This window comes from Streptomyces sp. NPDC031225, from assembly GCF_055570355.1.
On the sequence record NZ_JBVIHJ010000018.1, the window covers coordinates 45,537 to 63,301 of the forward strand.

The window sequence follows — 17,765 nt, forward strand, 5'->3', positions numbered from 1 at the left end:
GCAACGTCGCTGTCAGAAGGTCGGGATGTCGGCGGGGGAGAGGTCGGGGCGGGTGCGATGCCGGCGTGCGGGGTGGCGCCACCGACCGAAGGCATCGCGGGCGACGTCGACGCCGACTTTCACCACCAATTCGGGCTCCACCAGCGCCGCGGCCGCCGTACAGGCGCATGGGTCGTGGGAGCCCTGCGATGCCAACGGCATCGAGGGCAGCGGGATCGTGGCCGCACGTAGGGCCCTCAAGATCGTGGCCGCACGTAGGGCCCTCAAGCACGCCGACGGCGCCGTCCCCGACGTTGCGCCTCTCCGCCAGGAGGACCTTGACGCGACGGCCTGACCGTCGCCGACAGGGCCCCGGCTTCCTTCGCTTCCCGGGCGGGCGGCAGCTGCGCCATCTCCTCCTCCTTGCCCGCGGCCCCGGCGACGCCCCACCCAGGCCCCCAGCGCTTTGACCATGTCTAGTACCACCTGCTGCCGGGGCGCGGAGAGGGGAACGGCCATCACACCCAGGCCGGGGCGGAGAGGCAGACGATCACGAGGAGAGGGAGCATGCGGACAGTGACGAGATGCGCCTTGGTTGCTCCTGGCGGGAGGGGTGGGAGGGACGGCATCGGAGGACCGCTTTCAAGTCGAGAACCGAGCCGCCGAGTTGTGGTGTTCAGTCACATTCCGGGACCCGAGCCCGACGGCCAGGTGGGTCTTTCCGATCCCGGGCGGTCCGAGGAGGATCTACGTTCTCCGCCCCGTCGTACGGAGTCGCGGTCGCGGACGGTGACGAGCGTTCCGGCGCTGCAGGTGGGCGGCCATACTCCGGTGGGTTCCCGACTACCCCGGTGGTCGCCAAAACTTTGTCCTGAGTGTGGATAAAGAAGGGTCATCTTTGCGAGTAAGTACTTCCCACTCTGGATAATCGTTGTTACGTTCCTCTCCGGCAGCCTGACGACGCAGTCGGCGGAGACAGGCGTCCTGGGCCCAGGCGTGGGTGAGGGGAGGAATCGTGAGGCGGATGACTGCTCGACCTGAGAACACCCATCAGGCGCGCCTGCTTCGTCTGCTGCGTGACAACGGGTCCAACTCCCGTGCCCAGCTGGGTGATCTGGTGGACCTGTCCCGTTCGAAGCTGGCGGTCGAGGTTGACCGGCTGCTGGAGACGGGGCTGGTTGTCGCGGACGGGTTGGCCCCGTCTCGGGGAGGCCGCCGCTCGCACAACATAAGGCTCGCGCCGACCCTGCGTTTCCTCGGCGTCGACATCGGGGCCACATCCATCGGTGTCGCCGTGACGAATGCCGAGTTGGAGGTCCTGGGGCACCTGAACCAGCCCATGGACGTCCGAGAGGGCCCGGTCGCGGTCTTCGAGCAAGTCCTGTCCATGGCAGCGAAGTTGAGGGCATCGGGGCTCGCGGAGGGGTTCGACGGTGCCGGTTTCGGTGTCCCGGGTCCGGTCCGCTTTCCCGAGGGTGTTCCGGTGGCTCCGCCGATCATGCCGGGCTGGGACGGCTTCCCCGTGCGGGAGGCGCTCAGCCAGGAACTCGGCTGCCCGGTCATGGTCGACAACGACGTGAACCTGATGGCGATGGGGGAGATGCACGCGGGCGTCGCTCGTTCCGTCGGTGACTTCCTCTGCGTCAAGATCGGCACCGGTATCGGCTGCGGCATCGTCGTCGGCGGTGAGGTCCACCGCGGGGTGACGGGCAGTGCCGGCGACATCGGTCATATCCAGGTGGAACCGGAAGGCCGCGCGTGCGTGTGCGGCAACCGGGGTTGCCTGGAAGCCCACTTCAGCGGTGCCGCGTTGGCCGGTGACGCTGAGCAGGCCGCGCGTGAGGGGCGCTCGGCACACCTCGCCGCCCGGTTGGAGACAGCCGGACGTCTGACCGCCGAGGATGTGTCGGCCGCCGCGACGGCCGGGGACCCGGTGGCCCTGGAGCTCATTCGCGAGGGCGGGAAACGCCTCGGGCAGGTCATCGCGGGGCTCGTCAGTTTCTTCAATCCTGGGCTGGTGGTGATCGGTGGCGGCGTGACCGGGCTGGGGCACACGTTGCTGGCCAGTGTCCGGACCCAGGTGTACCGGCAGTCCTTGCCGCTGGCCACCGGCAACCTGCCCATCGTGTTGGGGGAGTTGGGGCCGGCCGCCGGAGCCATCGGCGCGGCCCGACTGATCAGCGACCACGTCTTCTCGCCGGCCTGACCGCCGGCCGACCCCGTCGGCAGCGGATCACCACCGGCGCCGGCGCAACCCGGTGGCGCCGCCTGCAACCAGGCACCGCCACCGAGCGGCAGCACAACCTTCTCGGCGCTCCGATACCCCGGTGCGCTGCGGCAACCCCGCGACGCCCCAGCCATATCAGCAGAGCCACAGGCGCAACGATGGACGCCATCAAGGCGGGCAACAGCGTGCTGAAGGCGACCGTCCTGTACCCGCCGGCCATGGCCGCCTCCGCGATCGATCTCGCCCGGGCGCTCGGCCAGGGCAAGGGCATCGGCGGTCTCGCCGAGTTCGAGATCCCGTCCTCGCTGACCCTCTACTCGGCCGTGGTCACCAAGGACAACGTCGACCAGCACCTGCCGACCGGTTTCATCTGACCGGACCGGACCGGACCGGACCGGGCCGCGCCGGAGCGCACCGGACCTTGGGCCCCGCCCGCACCACGACGAGTCAGTGACACTCCGACCAGGAGGAATCCGTATGGAACAGTGGGACAGTCGGACCGCACCGCCGGTACTCGGCGTGGGGATGGTCGGCTACGCGTTCATGGGCGCCGCGCACTCCCAGGGGTGGCGCACCGTAGGGCACGCGTTCGACCTGCCCCTGCGGCCGGTCCTGGCCGCGGTCGCCGGCCGTGACGCCAGCGGCGTGCGGGCCGCTGCCGACAAGCACGGCTGGGCCGCGGCGGAAACCGACTGGCGTGCCCTCATAGCCCGCGACGACGTACAGCTCGTCGACATCTGCACACCGGGCGACAGCCATGCGGAGATCGCGATCCCGGCGCTGGAGGCGGGCAAGCACGTGCTGTGCGAGAAGCCGCTGGCCAATTCGGTCGCCGAGGCGGAGGCCATGGCCGCAGCCGCCGAAGCAGCCCGCGCGCGCGGACAGTTGTCCATGGTGGGCTTCAACTACCGGCGCGTCCCCGCCCTCACCTTCGCCCGCCGCCTCGTCGCGGACGGCAGGCTCGGCACGCTGCGCCATGTACGGGTCAGCTACCTTCAGGACTGGCTGGTCGACTCCGACTTCCCGCTGACCTGGCGGCTTCAGCGGGAGCACGCGGGGTCGGGGGCCCTCGGCGACCTCGGCGCGCACATCGTCGACCTCGCTCAGTACCTGGCGGGCGAGGTCCTGGTCGGTGTCTCCGCCCAGATGGAGACCTTCGTCGCCGAACGCCCCCGCCTCGACGGGGCATCCTCCGGCCTTACGGCATCCGGGGGTCCCCGGCGCGGACCGGTGACGGTCGACGACGCGGCCGTCTTCACGGGCCGGCTTGCCTCGGGAGCCCTCGCCACGTTCGAGGCGACCCGGATGGCGACAGGGCGCAAGAACGCCCTTCGGCTGGAGATCAACGGTGAGTTCGGTTCGCTCGCCTTCGACCTGGAGCGGCTCAACGAGCTGTCCTTCCACGACCATCGGGAGCCCGCCGCCACGGCGGGGTTCCGCAGGATCGTCGTCACCGAGGCCGACCACCCCTATCTGGAGGGCTGGTGGCCGCCGGGCCATGTGCTCGGCTACGAGCACACCTTCGCCCACCAGGCCCGCGACCTCGTCGAGGCCATCGCGTCCGGCACCGACCCGAGGCCGTCGTTCGCCGACGGCCTCCAGGTCCAGCGCGTACTGGCTGCGGTGGAGGAGAGTGCTGAGAAGAACTCCGTCTACACACCGATAGCCGTCTGAGGAAGGCCCGGAGAAATGCCACGTCGATTCACGCTCTTCACAGGTCAGTGGGCCGACCTCCCCCTCGAAGAGGTCTGCCGTCTCGCCCGCGATTTCGGCTACGACGGACTCGAACTCGCCTGCTGGGGAGACCACTTCGAGGTAGACAAGGCCCTTGCCGATCCGTCCTATCTGGACTCCCGGCACGCCATGCTCGACAAGTACGGACTCAAGTGCTGGGCGATCTCCAACCACCTGGTCGGGCAGGCCGTGTGCGACGCCATCATCGACGAGCGCCACCAGGCGATCCTGCCCGGCGAGGTGTGGGGCGACGGAGACCCGGAAGGAGTGCGCCGGCGCGCCGCGGACCGTATGAAGGACACCGCACGGGCCGCGGCCGCCTTCGGCGTCGACACCGTCATCGGCTTCACCGGGTCCGCCATCTGGCATCTGGTCGCCATGTTCCCGCCCGCCCCGGAGTCGATGATCGAGCGGGGCTACGAGGACTTCGCCGAACGCTGGAACCCGATCCTCGACGTGTTCGACGCGCAGGGTGTGCGGTTCGCGCACGAGGTCCACCCGAGCGAGATCGCCTACGACTACTGGACAACCCAGCGTGCGCTGAAGGCGGTTGGTGACCGGGCGGCCTTCGGTCTCAACTTCGACCCGTCGCACTTCGTGTGGCAGGACCTCGACCCGGTCGGTTTCCTGTGGGACTTCCGCGACCGGATCTACCACGTCGACTGCAAAGAGGCCCGCAAGCGCCTCGACGGCCGCAACGGCCGCCTCGGCTCCCATCTGCCCTGGGGCGACCCGCGCCGCGGCTGGGACTTCGTCTCCGCCGGACACGGCGACGTTCCCTGGGAGGACGTCTTTCGCATGCTGCGCTCCATCGACTACCAGGGCCCGATCTCGGTCGAGTGGGAGGACGCCGGCATGGACCGTCTCCAAGGCGCACCCGAGGCGTTGATGACCCTCAAGAAGTACGACTTCGAACCCCCGTCGGCGTCCTTCGACGCTGCCTTCGGAGGCGGCGACAACTAGGCGCTCCGCGGCAAGAGGCGTGAATCGGCCCGGCGTTGACAGACCGTAATGGGAAGCCGCCGGGCTGATCAGTCATGCCTGGTCTCGCCTTTGTCCTGCTCCTGGAAGAAGTTCGTCGTTTCGCTGCGCAAGGGGTTCCGGCCAAGGACGAACGGAGCTACGGTCCCTTCGTGCACAGGAACCACACAGTGGTTCGCAGCTGACGACCCGTTCAGGCCGTACGAGCACCCTGGTGCGGCCGACCAACCGAGGACGGCCCTGCACAGCGCAGGGCCAAGAACCCTCAGGCACCGCGCACTTCTCAGCGGCGGCCCCTTGCCGCCCCCTCGCACGCCGCGACCGCGCGCAACACGGAGCAGCTCTCCGGGCCGCGGCCGAAGCCGTCCCAATGCCGACGGCGGGCGGAAGGCCCTTGAGGCCCCGCCCACCGTCCGCCAACCACATCGGAACATCGACATGGCAGGGAGGCAGCCCGTGAAGAACGACGGGAACGGACCGGAGCCCGAGAACGGCGGGCGGACCGTACGCACCGGTGTCTGGTTCGTCGGAGCCCGCGGATCGGTGGCCACCACCGCCGTCGCCGGATGCGCGGCGGTCGCCGCCCAACTGCGGCCGCCGACCGGCATGGTCACCGAGACCGCCCCCTTCGACGGCACCGGCCTGCCGCCCCTGTCCGCACTCGTCTTCGGCGGCCATGACACCACCCACAGCCCGCTGCCCAAGCGGGCCGAACACCTCACCGACGCGGGCGTCCTGCCGCACGGGCTCGCCTCCGCCGTGCGCGCCGAACTGCAGGCCGCGGACGAGGAGATACGGCTCGGCGGCCCGCTCCCGGACGACGCGCGAAGCGACGAGGAACTCATCGAGGACTTCGCGGCCGACCTCACCTCGTTCCGCGTGCGCAACGCACTGGCACGGGTGGTCGTCGTCAACGTCTCCTCCACCGAGCCGCTGCCCGCGCCCGACGCCGTACGGCTGCCACCCAGTTCCCTTTACGCGGCCGCCGCCGTGCGAGCCGGCTGCCCCTACGTCAACTTCACGCCGTCCACCGGGTTGCGCACCCCGGCCCTCACAGCCGCCGCCGCGGCCGGCGCACTGCCCCACGCGGGCCGTGACGGCAAGACCGGCCAGACCCTGTTGCGCGCGGTGCTCGCCCCGATGTTCGTGCAGCGCGCCCTGGAGGTCCGCGCCTGGTCCGGCACCAATCTGCTGGGCGGCGGCGACGGGGCGGCCCTGGCCGATCCGGGCGCCGCCGCGGCGAAGAACGCCGGCAAGGAACGCGTCCTGGCCGACACCCTCGGCCACACCCCACAGGGCGAGGTGCACATCGACGACGTGCCCGTGCTCGGCGACTGGAAGACCGCCTGGGACCACATCGCCTTCGAGGGCTTCCTCGGCTCGCGCATGATCCTGCAGACCATCTGGCAGGGCTGCGACTCGGCCCTGGCCGCACCGCTCGTCCTGGACCTGGCCCGCCTGGTGGCCCGCGCCCACGAGGTGGGCCTGTCCGGCCCGCTCAGTGAGCTCGGCTTCTACTTCAAGGACCCCGACGCGGGCCCGTCGGGTCTGTCGGAACAGTTCTCCGAGTTGCTGTCGTTCGCCGACCGACTGCGGGAGGCGCAGTGATCCGCTCCCTCCTGGCCACCTTCGCCCCACCCGCAGCGGCGCGGACCCTGAAGCCCGCTTCACCTGCAGCGGCGCGGACCCGGAAGCCTGCTTTACCCGCAGCGGCGCGCACCCGGAAGCCCGCGCCACCCGGCGAGGACCAGGTCCCCGCGAGCTGCCCGGCGGGGCGCGGGCGACGGGTGTGGCTGCGGGACTGGGCCGAACTGCTGCGCGTCTCCGCGCTGTTCACGGTGCCCGGCGACGCGCTCGCCGGAGCCGCCGCCACCGGTCTGCGGCCCGGCCGGGGCACGGCGTACGCGGTGGGCGCCTCGCTCTGCCTCTACGAGGCGGGCATGGCGCTCAACGACTGGGCCGACCGCGACGAGGACGCCGTCGAGCGCCCGCATCGGCCCATCCCCTCCGGCCGTATCTCGCCCGCGGCGGCACTCGGGGCGGCCGCAGTCCTGACCGCGGCCGGACTCACGCTCGCCGCCCGCGCCGGGCGCCCCGCACTCGCGGTGGCGTCGGCACTGACCGCCACCGTCTGGGCGTACGATCTCCGGCTGAAGCACACCCCCGCGGCCCCGGCGGCGATGGCCACGGCCCGCGCCCTGGACCTCGTCCTCGGTGCCACGGCCACCATGTCGGCGCCGCGCGGGCAAAAGAAGGCGGAGATCGGCCGCCCGTCAGTGACCGCGAGCGCGGAGCTCGCGTCCCTGACGGCCCCTCAGGGCCCAGGTGCCAGTCAGCCCGTCACCCCCGGAGTCGCCCTGCGCATCGGCACCCCGGCCGCCGCGCTGGCAGCCCACACCTACGCTGTCACCGCCGTCTCCAGGCACGAGGCGTACGGGGGCTCCACGCGCACGCCGCTCGCTGCCCTCGGCGCGACGACCGCGCTCGGCCTGTTACTGGCACACACACCTCCCTCGGCACGGCCCCTAGCGGCACTGGCGGCCACCGCCTACGTCCGTACCTGCGCCCTTGCCTACCTGCACGCCGCCCTCAACCCGTCCGCGCCGCTCACACAACGAGCCGTCGGCGGCGGGATCCGCGCCATGATCCCGCTCCAGGCCGCGCTCGCCGCCCGATCCGGTGCCCGCCTGACCCCGCTGGCCGTGCTGGGGCTCGCACCCGTCGCCCGCGCGCTCGCACGGAGGGTGAGCCCTACATGAGCAAGCCCGTGCCCCTCGCCCCGCTCGCCCCCGACGTCGCGGCCCGCTGGTACATCCGGGAACTCGGCGACGTACCACTGCGGCGGCAGCGTAAAAGCGCCGCCACCTCCCCACGAGCGACGACTGGGGTCCGCTCGTCCTGCTCTCCACCCCCCGCGCAGTATCCGGCCGTGGAGCGGCCACCGAAGTGAAGTTCCTTCTCCTGTGGCTCGCCGGCCTCGCCGGAGGCGGAAGCCGCACGGCACCCGCAGCACCGCGACGACGAAAGAGAGAACCACTGTGACCGCGTTCAACGACGAAGCCGTCACCGGCGACGCCCTGCGTCGCACACTCGGCGTCAGCCGCCGCCGCTTCCTCAGCACCTGCACGGCCGTCACCGGGGCGGCGATCGCGGCCCCGGTCTTCGGCGCCGCGCCCGCCCTGGCGCAGAACGGATCGCAAGCCGCCGGTCATGACCACGGCCGTTCCGCCTTGGTCCCGCCGCACAAGCGCGGCATCATCCTCTACACCGTCCGGGACGCGATCGGCCGCGACCCGCTCGCCTCCGACCTGCCTTCCGGCTTCCGCGAGGTGTTCAAGCAGCTGTCGCGGTTCGGCTACCGCCAGGTGGAGTTCGCCGGCTACGGCCAGCACGCCAACGCCCCCGGCGGCGCCGACCTGGGCACGGTCGAGGGCGCGAAGCTGCTGCGCTCCTGGCTCGACGCGTACGGGCTGCGGGCGCAGGGAAGTCACGGCTACATCCCGCCGTCCTGGCCGCTGACGCCCGCCGACCGGGACACCTTCAAGCGTTGGCTGGAGATAGCCAACATCCTCGGCATGGAGCACATGGGGACCGGCGCCGACCCCGCCAACACCCCCTACCGGGCCGACTGGGACGTCGCCGCGCAGAAGTGGGACACCCTGGGCGCCCTCGCCTGCCGCGAGGGCATCAAGCTCTACACCCACAACCACGACAGCGCCTACGACTTCCTCCTCGACGGCGGCCCGCTCGACGCGCAGGGCCGGCCGACCCGCAGCTCCGGCATCCGCAAGCTGGAGTACTTCCTGAAGGTGACCGACCGCAAGAGCGTCCATCTGGAGCTGGACGTCTTCTGGGCGCACGTGGCCCAGTACAAGTTCCACACCTACACCGCCCACGACGGCTCCCAGCGCGAGCGCGTCTTCGACCCGGCCGCACTCGTCGAGCGCAACAGCACCCGCTTCCCGCTCTTCCACGCCAAGGACGGTGTCCTCAACCCGCAGAGCGGCCTGGGCTACGACATGGTGCCGTTCGGGACCGGTGACATCGACTACCGGCGGTTCTTCACCCGGGTGGGAGCCAAGAACTACCGCAACCCGATGGTCGAGCAGGACAACGCGCCCAGCACGACCGTGCCCGGACAGTCCCTGGACTTCTCCCGCATCGGCTACGACAACCTCGCGGCCCTGCGCGCCCGTCACTGACGGAACATCACCCGCCTTCCCCGCACAGGGGCGCTCCGATGCCCAACGTACGGAGCTCTCCTGGGACTTGACGACTTGACCCACCCGCACCCCGCACCGGTCGGTGGCCGCGGACCCTGTCCGTGGCCACCGATCAGACCGAAGGAGTTCTGAGTGCGCAACAGACGGATCGTCACCCTCCTGGGGGCAGCCGCCCTGGCCGGAGCCGTCGGGCTCCTGCCCCTCTCCCCGGCGCAGGCCGCCAGACCGGACCCCGCACCCCCGGCCTCGTCGAACTTCCAGAAGGTCACCCTCAACGACCGCCCCGGCGAGCCCATGGCCCTCGCCGTCCTCCCCGACCGGCGGGTGCTGCACACGGCACGCACCGGAGAGGTCCGCATCCACGACCCCAAGAGTGGCGTCAACTTCCTTGCCGCCGACCTCAAGAAGAGCCCCGCGGGGCTCTACCAGCACGACGAGGAAGGCGTACAGGGCATCGCCATCGACCCCGGCTTCGCCAAGAACCACTGGGTCTACCTCTACTACTCGCCGCGCCTCGACACCCCCATGGACGACCCGGCCACCCCGGGCGTCAACGAAGGCGACGCACCGCAGTTCGGCACGGACGCGGACTTCGCCAAGTACAAGGGCGTCACGCGCCTGTCGCGGTTCAAACTCGTGGGCAACAAGCTCGACTTCGCCAGCGAGCAGAAGGTCATCGACGTCCCCGCCGACCGAGGCATCTGCTGCCACGTCGGCGGCAAGATCGACTTTGACGGCAAGGGCACCCTGTTCCTGTCGACCGGCGACGACTCCAACCCGTTCTCCTCCGACGGCTACGCCCCCCTCGACGACCGCGCCGACCGCAACCCGGCCTACGACTCGCGGCGCACCGCGGGCAACACCAACGACCTGCGCGGCAAGGTCCTGCGCATCCAGGTCAAGCCTGGCGGCGGATACCGGATACCGCGCGGCAACCTCTTCGCACCGGGCACCGCGAAGACCCGCCCCGAGATCTACGCGATGGGTCTGCGCAACCCGTTCCGTTTCGGCGTCGACGACAAGACCGGCGAGGTCTACGTCGGCGACTACTCACCCGACGCCCAGAGCGCCAACCCTGACCGTGGCCCCGCAGGCCAGGGCCGCTGGATGGTCATCGACCGCCCCGCCAACTACGGCTGGCCGTTCTGCGTGACCCAGGACATGCCGTACCAGGACTACGACTTCGCCACCCAGAAGTCGAGCGGCGCCTTCGACTGCGCCAAGCCTGTCAACGACTCGCGTCACAACACCGGCCGCAGCGTGCTGCCCCCGGTCGAGGACGCGGAGATCGTGTACGGCTACGGGGCGTCCGCGGAATTCCCGGAACTCGGCACAGGCGGCATCGGCCCCATGGGCGGCCCGGTGTACCAGTACGACAAGCGCAACAGGGCCCAGAACCGCTGGCCTTCGTACTTCGACGGCAAGCCGCTCTTCTACGAGTGGACCCGCGACCAGATGAAGGCCATCACCCTCGGCAAGAAGAACCAGGTCCTCAAGATCGAGGACGCGATCCCCACGATCACGACGGACGGCCCGATCGACGCCGAGTTCGGCCCGGACGGAGCGCTCTACGTCCTCGAGTACGGCACCGGGTACTTCGCGGAGCTGCCCGAGGCCCAGCTCTCCCGCATCGACTTCACCCGCGGCAACCGCACCCCGGAGCCCAAGGTCGCCGCGGACCTCGTCAACGGCACCAGCCCGCTGACCGTCCAGTTCTCCAGCGCCGGCACGAAGGACGCCGACGGCGACGCCCTGCGCTATGCCTGGGACTTCGACGCCGACGGCACGGTCGACTCCAGGGAGGCGAACCCGAAGCACACGTTCACCGAGAACGGGGTCTACGACGCCACGCTGAAGGTCACCGACAGCACCGGGCGTTCGGCCTCCGCGTCCGTCCCCGTCGTCGTCGGCAACAAGGCGCCGGTCGTCTCGCTCACCACCGACCCGGCCCCGCACGGCGGTACCCCGTTCCACTGGGGTGACACGGTCACCTGGCAGGTCACCGTCACCGACGACCAGCCGGTGGACTGCGCCAAGGTCAGCGTCTCGTTCATCCTCGGCCACGACTCGCACGGCCACCCGCTGTCGACGAGCAACGGGTGCTCCGGATCGTTCAAGACGTTCGTGGACGGCGGTCACTCCGGCTCGGACAACCTCAAGGCCGTCTTCAACGCCAGCTACGCGGACACGCCCCCGGCCGGCCTGCCGTCCCTCTCGGGCAGCGCCGAGGTCGCCCTGACACCGGCCGACTGACCGGCAACACCAACATCGCGACGGGGCGCCACTGCGGGGCGCCCCGTCGTCCCATCAGGCCGTTGAACGGACCGAAGACGGTGTGCATACCGCGGAGCCGACAGTCGGCCCGTTGCGTGCGCCACGCCGGCTGAAGTTCGACCGCTGGCTCTCCTCGGCGGCGGGACCGCCGGGTTCGGCGGCGCATGGCCGCAGTGAAGCCTCCGCACCCCCACAAGGAGTTCACATGGCAACACGAATCAACCGTCGCACCCTTCTGGCCGCCGGCGCGGGCGCTGCCGGCCTGTCCCTGCCCGGCGTCGCCGCGTACGCCGACGACCGCGCGACCACCAGCGTGAGATTCACCCTGAACGCCCAGGTGCTCGACGGCGGCGAACAGGTCACCTCGATCACCCTCAAGACGGCCCGGCTCGGCCCGATCGATCCGACCGGCCTGACCACCAGCACCTTCAGCGTGCACGCCAAAGCCACCAGCCCGATTCCCATCGACGCCGACGACGCGATATTCAGCGAGTACGACCTTGACCGCACGGTGACGGCTGTCCGGCTCGACGAGCGCGGCGACATCGTGCTCGAGCTGAGTCACGGCGAGGGCCAGACCGGGGGCGGCACGCTCGGCTACATCGTGGGCAGGGGCCGCAACGTGATGCTCGACCTCTCCTACACCCTCACGCAGAACGCCCCGATCACCTTGCGCGATCACCGGTCGATCACCATCGGCGCCTTCGTGCAGAACCCTCACCTGTCGGACTCGGAGGTGGACGCCTTCAGCTCCCACATCTCCGGCTCGGGAATGAAGTACCGGTTGTACGCACCCGCTGGTTCCCACCCCTCCCGAAAGAACAAGCGTCCGCTGATCGTCTGGCTGCACGGCGGGGGAGAGGGTGCCTCATTACCCGACGGCTACTACGACAACGAGACCACGCTGCGGGCCAACCGGGGCGCGCTGGGCTTCGCCACCCCGCAGGCGCAGCGCATCTTCGGCGGCGCCTACGTCCTCGCCCCGCAAAGCACCTCCTACTGGATGGAGGACGGCCCCCGCTTCGCACCCCTCATCCACGAGATCATCAACGACGTCACGCGCAGGAACCACATCGACCGCAAAAGGATCTACGTCGCGGGCTGCAGCAACGGTGGCTACATGAGCATGAAGATGACCACCGTCCACCCGACCCTGTTCGCCGCGGCCGTGCCGATCTGCGGCGTGGTCACGTCGTTCCCGGCCGGAGGCGCGCCGCTGATCCCCGACAGCGAGCTGGCCCAGATCACCACGCCCACCTGGCTCGTTTCCTCCCGCGACGACACCACCGTGGAACCGCAGGCCAACACCGTCCACGCGCACGATGTGATCCCCGGCTCGCTGATGACGCTCTACGACCATGTCGTCTGGAACGGCTACCAGTTCCCGGGCCACTTCTCGTGGATCTACGTCGCCCGCAACGACCCCAGCGCCAACGGAACGCACATCTGGCAGTGGATGGCCGGCAGGCATCGGCGCTGAGAGGACGACGGACGGCCCCTTCGGTGCGACCGTCGCAGGGGCGTCCGCTCGCCCGGATACGCGCGCGGAAGTCAGGGCGGAATCGGCGCTCCCGTCCCCGATCTGCTAGCCCACGCTGTGTGACTCGGCCCGGACCAGCGCTCGCGCCTTGGGCAGTGCGGCCAGTCGACGGGACCGGAACTCTCGTATCCACCCGGTGAGTTCGGGACCCTCGCTCGCGAACCGGTGCTGTTCCAGGGCCACCGCGGTGGTGAGCAGCCGATGGTCCCGTCCGCACTCGGCGTCGGCCGTGGCCACGCGGATCTCCGCCGCCCGGCCGCCCTCGCGTGCAGCGCTCTGTGCGCCCTGTCTGGCCTCCTGAGGGGTGGCGAAGGAGAAGCCGCGGTTCGCCATGCAGGTGCGCCAGCCGCCGAGCGCCGACCGGTAGGCCTTGGCGTCACGTACATCCTGGGCGATGTGTCCCTCCACGTTGGCGGTGACGTGCTGGCTGATCAGATAGCCGCGCAGGTCGTCGCCGTACAGGCGTCTGCGTGCCTCCGCGACGCACCCGTCGGTGGCGATCACCAGGCCCTGCCCATCGGGGAGTTCGACCTGCGGGCGGCTGTCGGCAGTGCCGTACAGGGCGGTCTCGTAGGCCCGCTGGGCGTCGGGCGAGAGCGTGCGCTGGTAGGTCTCGTTCGGGTCGGCGGAGTTGGAGTCGGCCGGCCGCTGTCCGGCGGGGGTCTCGCTGTAGCCGTATCCGTGGGCCCGGGCGGCGGCGATGTCTGCGGTGCCGTAGCGCTGCTCCGCCGCGGGCCGCGAGGAGGCGGCGAGCGGTTCGGCGACGAACCGCAGACCGGAGCGGGCCATGCACGTGTGCACGATCAGGTCTTCGGCGTACAGCAGCCGGGCGTCCTCCGCGGGGGTCAGCGACCTGGGCAACGGCCCGGTGCCCGTGGGTGTGTTGGGCACGGACCCGGGGCCGACGGCGGCCGGCGTGGAGCAGCCGGCCGCCGTCGCGATCACCACGGCGAGGCATGCCCCCACGAGTGATCGATGGGAAGGCATGTCAGCAGGCCGCCGCGTCGCTGGTGCTCCACGGCCAGTCGTTGCTGCTGCCCGCGTTGTACGCGACGCGGTCCCGCCCGTCGGGGTCACCGGTGCCGCGGGCGTCCGCGCTCCAGTTGGCGCTGCCGAAGTTGGGGTCGACCCAGATGCGTGCCCAGCGTCCGCTGGTGCCGTTGTTGAACCACGAGGCGTTGATGTTGTCGCGGTTGAACGCCGACCAGTAGCGGTTGCAGTCCTGCAGGTACGAGTGGCTGCCGCTGTAGTTCAGTCCGCTGTACACGCACAGCGCCCCGGACGGACAGCCCGAGGGGGCGGCGGCGAGTGCGGCGGCGGGCGGGGACGCGGTCAGCATGGTTCCGCCTGCCAACACGAGTGCTCCGGCGATGGTGCCGATGGTCTTGGTGTAGCGCATCGATTCTCCCTCTCGACGTACTGGTGGGGCTGCCGGTGACAGATGGACTCCGGCGGGCCCGTGCAGACGGTTTCAATGCCGTGCGACGGGTGGCAACGGACCGGCCCGCGGTGGGATGGTGGGACGTGGGGAGACGGCTCAGCGGGGCACTTCGGCCCCGGCTGGGACGGGGGTGGGACTCGGCCGCGGACACCTTCCGCGCGCCAGACCGGTCTCACAAGTCCCTTCATCCGAAGGCCAGTTCACGTTCACACGCCGGCTCATCGACCTGCTGACGGGGGAGCGAACATGGAAAGAACGGATACGGCTGAGCGATTAGCGGCGCATCTGCGGATGCTGAAGAGTCGTGCGGGGGTGAGCTTCGCGACTCTGGCGCAGCGGACCGGGACCAGCCGCTCCGCCCTGCACCGCTACTGCGCGGGGGACAAGGTCCCCATCGGCTTCGGCCCTGTGCACGCGTTCGGCACGGCCTGCGGGGCGACCCAAGGGGAACTGCGGGAGGCGCACCGGCTCTGGGCGCTCGCGGACGCCGGGCGCTGCGCGACAGTGCCCGACGCGGAACCCGCCGAGGCCGCGCCGGCGACCGACGCCCCCGTGCCCTGGCGATGGGTGCTGCGGGGGACGGCGGCGGCCGCCGCCCTCACAGCCGCCTTCGCGGTCCTCCGCGGCAGACAGCACCACGCCGGACCGTCCGCCGGGGTGGACGCGGCGGTGTCCTAGGCCGTGTACCGAAAGTGGCTGGTAGCGAGCTGTGGGGCATGCTCGAGGAATCCGGTAGCTGCTCGTCTCGCAGGCCTGCGATGGTGTCTGTCATGGATTCTGAGCCGCGTACTGATCTCGCTCGTCACCATGATCCAGGGGGTTGGTTGGCTCGGTTCGCGGGTCGGATACTTGTGGTCTGTCCGCGATGCGGGGGCCGTGCTCTCGTGATTCCCCGGCCTGGCCTTTCTGGTCCCAGATACTTCAGCGAGCTCCTGTTCCAACCACGTCGTCTGGTTTGTGGAGGGTGCGGTACCGTCGCCGACTGGAAACCAGAGGCGCAGGGGGCTGGGCTGGTCGGCGCGGTGCTGGGCGGCAGCGAGGATCCGTTCTTCCAGCGGCCGCTGTGGCTGCAGACCCGTTGCGCCGGTCACATCTTGTGGGCCTACAACGAGGAGCACGTCGACGAGCTGGCTGCCTACGTCGAGGCTCGGCTGCGCGAGCGGGGCGGCGTGCGGCCGACGATGTCGATGTTCGCGCGACTGCCAGCGTGGATGAAAAGGTCGGACAATCGCTCGGAAGTACTGGCTGGCCTTGAGACGCTGCGGGAGCTGGCGAAACGGATGGCACCTGCTGACCGCTCCGATGCCGCGCACGGGCGCGGTGACCGTCCTCGAGCGCACAGGAGTATGTACTTCCGGGGCGGCCCTTATGAGTCTTGAAGTCCCTGTTCACAGCCATTCGCCACCATCGTGATCGGAAAGTAGGAGAACGACTTCGACACCGAACAGGCCCGCAAGGTCCTGCACTCCCGCAGTGCCACGCCGCCGCAGGGCGAGTTGGACACCGCCAAGGTCGGCGCGGGCGAGTAGCCGTGCCCGTCGAGTGCAGTCACCCCTCGACGGCATACGTCTCACTCACCGACGGCATCCTCCAGGCCGCCGTGCGCCAGCACAGATGAGGGCCTGAGGGGCTTTCCCGTGACGACGCCCAGCGTCTCCTTCTCGATGACCATCCGGCTCCGAGTCCCGCGGCAGGTAACGCGGTCGTTAAGCTGACGGCCACGATGGAGGCGCTGGGCGGTCCAGTCACCGCCCTCGCCTCGTCAGCCGCCTTCCCTGAGCTTGTCCTACCGTTTCGGGGCTGCTTTCGTGTATGTCCACGGCTGAGCGGAGGCATGATCGCACATGCGTCGTCGGGGCTGACTGTCGTCTCCTGCGGCACATCACGCCCAGCAAGGGAAGATCACGCAGCCGTCCGGCACAACTGAAGCCTTCGGTGCGGAGGAGGTCGTGCGCCGGAGCGATGCAGGACTGCGTTGCTCCACATCGGACATGTGGCAGCGATCCCTGTTGTTCTCATGGACGTCGTGTCAGGGGCGTGCGCCTGCGCAGAGAGCGTGACGGTAGGCCCGTTCGTCGCCGTCCTCGAAGACGGTGAAGACCGCGCGGTCGAAGCGTCCGGGATGTGCTGCGATCCAGCCGGCGACGGTGTGCAGCGCGACCGGTGCGGCTTCCTGCTTGGGGTAGCCGAAGAGTCCGGCGACCAACGCCACCAGCACCGACGGCGGCACCAACTGGACCACCGGCACAACAGCGACCAACCACTACGCCGACGACACCGACAGTCCGGCCTGGACCGCCGACTCCTCCGGCACGATCACCCGCTCCGTCCTGGACCCGGCCGGCGCCCTGGGCGCGACGACATCCGCAAGCGGCGCCATCACCCTTCAACTCGCGGACCTGCACGGCGACATCGCAGTCACCCTGGCCACCGCCACCACAACCGCCACCGCCTACTACTACGGCGAGTACGGCAACACGACGAACACCTCACGCTGGATACGCGAACGCACCCCGTACCCCTGCAGCGTGCGGCCAGGTCGCGCTGGACGATGCTCAGCGTGCCACCCCACCCGTTACAGGCCTTCGACCTGCCGGAGTTGGTGTGCACCAAGGCACCGGGGACCTGTGCGGATACGAGGTGGCAGAGCTGTGCGCTCAGCAGGTCCAACTGTCCGAGGCGGCGAGCAATTGTCAAGATCTGTGGATCGAGTCTTGGATCAGTGCTCGGCAGCGGCTCGTTCTAGCTGAGTGGTGATGCCCTGCCGGTCGATCTGGATCCAGTACTCGACGATCAGGCCGTCCACGACGCGATAGACCGCACTGGTCACCGCGGTGATTTGCGTGCCGGTGGGCGGGTACTGGTCGATCGCTCCTATGTGTTGCCCGACCTGGATCCAGCGGGCGTAGACCCGATCACCGTCAGCAAGGAGTTCGTCCACGCTCAGCGTGAAGGCGCCATAGGCGTCAAGCATCTCCTGAACGTGCTCGGCGTACTGCTGCGGGGTTCGCTCCACGACCACCGGTGCTTCCGAGACGACCTGGTGGGCCCGGACCCGGTCGGCCATGTAGCGGTCGGCCCGGTCGGGGTGCAGTCCCGACCGAACCTGCAGAAGGAACTGGTGGACTACTTCTTTTGCGCTGGTCATCGACACATTCTGGCACCGTGGTCATGCGGCGTCGGCCTCGGGGCGTTCGACGAGGTGGCCGTTCTCGAAGCGGTCACCGGCGCGGACGCGGGCGACGAGGTGGGGTGCGGTGATCGCGCGCCAGCGTTCCTGGGCGGACTCGGCAGTGCCACTGTGGCAATCGGCAACGCACCCACTCGATCAAACGAACGCATAAATGAGTAGTACTCATCTTGGGT

The 17,765-nt window shown here is 69.9% G+C and carries 17 protein-coding genes and 1 pseudogene; 12 read left to right on the plus strand and 6 right to left on the minus strand.

All coding sequences use genetic code 11. The features are described from left to right. Nucleotides 1-12: 12 nt before the first annotated feature. The gene (locus tag ACZ48Z_RS28295) at nt 13-201 is read right to left on the minus strand and encodes a hypothetical protein (RefSeq protein WP_468738706.1); all 189 of its coding nucleotides are present in this window, start codon (nt 199-201) and stop codon (nt 13-15) included. A gap of 420 nt (nt 202-621) precedes the next feature. Continuing rightward, the gene (locus tag ACZ48Z_RS28300) at nt 622-726 is read right to left on the minus strand and encodes a hypothetical protein (protein WP_468738830.1); all 105 of its coding nucleotides are present in this window, start codon (nt 724-726) and stop codon (nt 622-624) included. 277 nt (nt 727-1,003) lie between these two features. On the opposite strand from ACZ48Z_RS28300, the gene ACZ48Z_RS28305 reads away from it, so the two are divergent. From ACZ48Z_RS28305 to ACZ48Z_RS28350, 10 genes and pseudogenes are all read left to right on the plus strand, one after another. Next, nucleotides 1,004-2,185: an ROK family transcriptional regulator gene (locus ACZ48Z_RS28305; protein ID WP_468738707.1), complete on the plus strand. Its 1,182-nt coding sequence runs from the start codon at nt 1,004-1,006 to the stop codon at nt 2,183-2,185. A 173-nt stretch (nt 2,186-2,358) separates the two neighbouring features. Then, nucleotides 2,359-2,580, plus strand: a pseudogene (locus ACZ48Z_RS28310) (sugar ABC transporter substrate-binding protein); the annotation flags it as partial. 103 nt (nt 2,581-2,683) lie between these two features. Then, nucleotides 2,684-3,880: a Gfo/Idh/MocA family protein gene (locus ACZ48Z_RS28315; protein WP_468738708.1), complete on the plus strand. Its 1,197-nt coding sequence runs from the start codon at nt 2,684-2,686 to the stop codon at nt 3,878-3,880. A 15-nt stretch (nt 3,881-3,895) separates the two neighbouring features. Continuing rightward, nucleotides 3,896-4,903 (plus strand): sugar phosphate isomerase/epimerase family protein, encoded by a 1,008-nt coding sequence (locus tag ACZ48Z_RS28320; RefSeq protein ID WP_468738709.1) that lies wholly within the window; start codon nt 3,896-3,898, stop codon nt 4,901-4,903. Between the two features lie 456 nt (nt 4,904-5,359). After that, the gene (locus tag ACZ48Z_RS28325) at nt 5,360-6,529 is read left to right on the plus strand and encodes an inositol-3-phosphate synthase (RefSeq protein ID WP_468738710.1); all 1,170 of its coding nucleotides are present in this window, start codon (nt 5,360-5,362) and stop codon (nt 6,527-6,529) included. 179 nt (nt 6,530-6,708) lie between these two features. Then, the gene (locus tag ACZ48Z_RS28330) at nt 6,709-7,680 is read left to right on the plus strand and encodes an SCO3242 family prenyltransferase (RefSeq protein ID WP_468738831.1); all 972 of its coding nucleotides are present in this window, start codon (nt 6,709-6,711) and stop codon (nt 7,678-7,680) included. After that, on the plus strand, nt 7,677-7,871 hold the full coding sequence (locus ACZ48Z_RS28335; RefSeq protein ID WP_468738711.1) for a hypothetical protein: 195 nt from the start codon (nt 7,677-7,679) through the stop codon (nt 7,869-7,871). The genes ACZ48Z_RS28330 and ACZ48Z_RS28335 overlap by 4 nt, the downstream gene beginning before the upstream one ends. An 88-nt stretch (nt 7,872-7,959) precedes the next feature. Further along, a complete protein-coding gene (locus ACZ48Z_RS28340) occupies nt 7,960-9,123 on the plus strand; it encodes a sugar phosphate isomerase/epimerase family protein (RefSeq protein WP_468738712.1) in 1,164 nt (387 codons plus the stop codon). Between the two features lie 153 nt (nt 9,124-9,276). Further along, nucleotides 9,277-11,397, plus strand: coding sequence for a PQQ-dependent sugar dehydrogenase (locus tag ACZ48Z_RS28345; protein ID WP_468738713.1), 2,121 nt, complete (start codon nt 9,277-9,279; stop codon nt 11,395-11,397). A 226-nt stretch (nt 11,398-11,623) separates the two neighbouring features. Next, entirely contained in the window at nt 11,624-12,898 is a 1,275-nt protein-coding gene (locus ACZ48Z_RS28350) for a prolyl oligopeptidase family serine peptidase (protein WP_468738714.1), read from the plus strand. A gap of 105 nt (nt 12,899-13,003) precedes the next feature. Here the strand turns inward: ACZ48Z_RS28350 and ACZ48Z_RS28355 are convergent, their stop codons facing one another. Together ACZ48Z_RS28355 and ACZ48Z_RS28360 are read right to left on the minus strand one after the other, a co-directional pair. Next, nucleotides 13,004-13,924, minus strand: coding sequence for a hypothetical protein (locus tag ACZ48Z_RS28355; protein WP_468738715.1), 921 nt, complete (start codon nt 13,922-13,924; stop codon nt 13,004-13,006). A gap of 22 nt (nt 13,925-13,946) precedes the next feature. After that, nucleotides 13,947-14,357: a peptidase inhibitor family I36 protein gene (locus ACZ48Z_RS28360; RefSeq protein ID WP_468738716.1), complete on the minus strand. Its 411-nt coding sequence runs from the start codon at nt 14,355-14,357 to the stop codon at nt 13,947-13,949. Nucleotides 14,358-14,645: 288 nt separating this feature from the next. On the opposite strand from ACZ48Z_RS28360, the gene ACZ48Z_RS28365 reads away from it, so the two are divergent. After that, nucleotides 14,646-15,077, plus strand: coding sequence for a helix-turn-helix domain-containing protein (locus ACZ48Z_RS28365; protein ID WP_468738717.1), 432 nt, complete (start codon nt 14,646-14,648; stop codon nt 15,075-15,077). Nucleotides 15,078-15,421: 344 nt separating this feature from the next. Beyond that, nucleotides 15,422-15,778, plus strand: coding sequence for a hypothetical protein (locus ACZ48Z_RS28370; RefSeq protein ID WP_468738718.1), 357 nt, complete (start codon nt 15,422-15,424; stop codon nt 15,776-15,778). Nucleotides 15,779-16,428: 650 nt separating this feature from the next. Here ACZ48Z_RS28370 and ACZ48Z_RS28375 read toward each other — a convergent pair. Next, nucleotides 16,429-16,641, minus strand: coding sequence for a hypothetical protein (locus ACZ48Z_RS28375; RefSeq protein WP_468738719.1), 213 nt, complete (start codon nt 16,639-16,641; stop codon nt 16,429-16,431). A gap of 477 nt (nt 16,642-17,118) precedes the next feature. After that, complete coding sequence (locus ACZ48Z_RS28380; protein WP_468738720.1) at nt 17,119-17,547, minus strand: ester cyclase; 429 nt, start codon at nt 17,545-17,547, stop codon at nt 17,119-17,121. Between the last annotated feature and the right edge of the window lie 218 nt (nt 17,548-17,765).

Excerpts from the sequence above, each read along its gene's own strand:
- ACZ48Z_RS28295 (WP_468738706.1), bottom strand. The coding sequence starts at position 201 with ATGCCGTTGGCATCGCAGGGCTCCCACGACCCATGCGCCTGTACGGCG.
- ACZ48Z_RS28305 (WP_468738707.1), top strand. The coding sequence starts at position 1,004 with ATGACTGCTCGACCTGAGAACACCCATCAGGCGCGCCTGCTTCGTCTG.
- ACZ48Z_RS28315 (WP_468738708.1), top strand. The coding sequence starts at position 2,684 with ATGGAACAGTGGGACAGTCGGACCGCACCGCCGGTACTCGGCGTGGGG.
- ACZ48Z_RS28320 (WP_468738709.1), top strand. The coding sequence starts at position 3,896 with ATGCCACGTCGATTCACGCTCTTCACAGGTCAGTGGGCCGACCTCCCC.
- ACZ48Z_RS28325 (WP_468738710.1), top strand. The coding sequence starts at position 5,360 with ATGGCAGGGAGGCAGCCCGTGAAGAACGACGGGAACGGACCGGAGCCC.
- ACZ48Z_RS28335 (WP_468738711.1), top strand. The coding sequence starts at position 7,677 with ATGAGCAAGCCCGTGCCCCTCGCCCCGCTCGCCCCCGACGTCGCGGCC.
- ACZ48Z_RS28350 (WP_468738714.1), top strand. The coding sequence starts at position 11,624 with ATGGCAACACGAATCAACCGTCGCACCCTTCTGGCCGCCGGCGCGGGC.
- ACZ48Z_RS28360 (WP_468738716.1), bottom strand. The coding sequence starts at position 14,357 with ATGCGCTACACCAAGACCATCGGCACCATCGCCGGAGCACTCGTGTTG.
- ACZ48Z_RS28365 (WP_468738717.1), top strand. The coding sequence starts at position 14,646 with ATGGAAAGAACGGATACGGCTGAGCGATTAGCGGCGCATCTGCGGATG.
- ACZ48Z_RS28380 (WP_468738720.1), bottom strand. The coding sequence starts at position 17,547 with ATGACCAGCGCAAAAGAAGTAGTCCACCAGTTCCTTCTGCAGGTTCGG.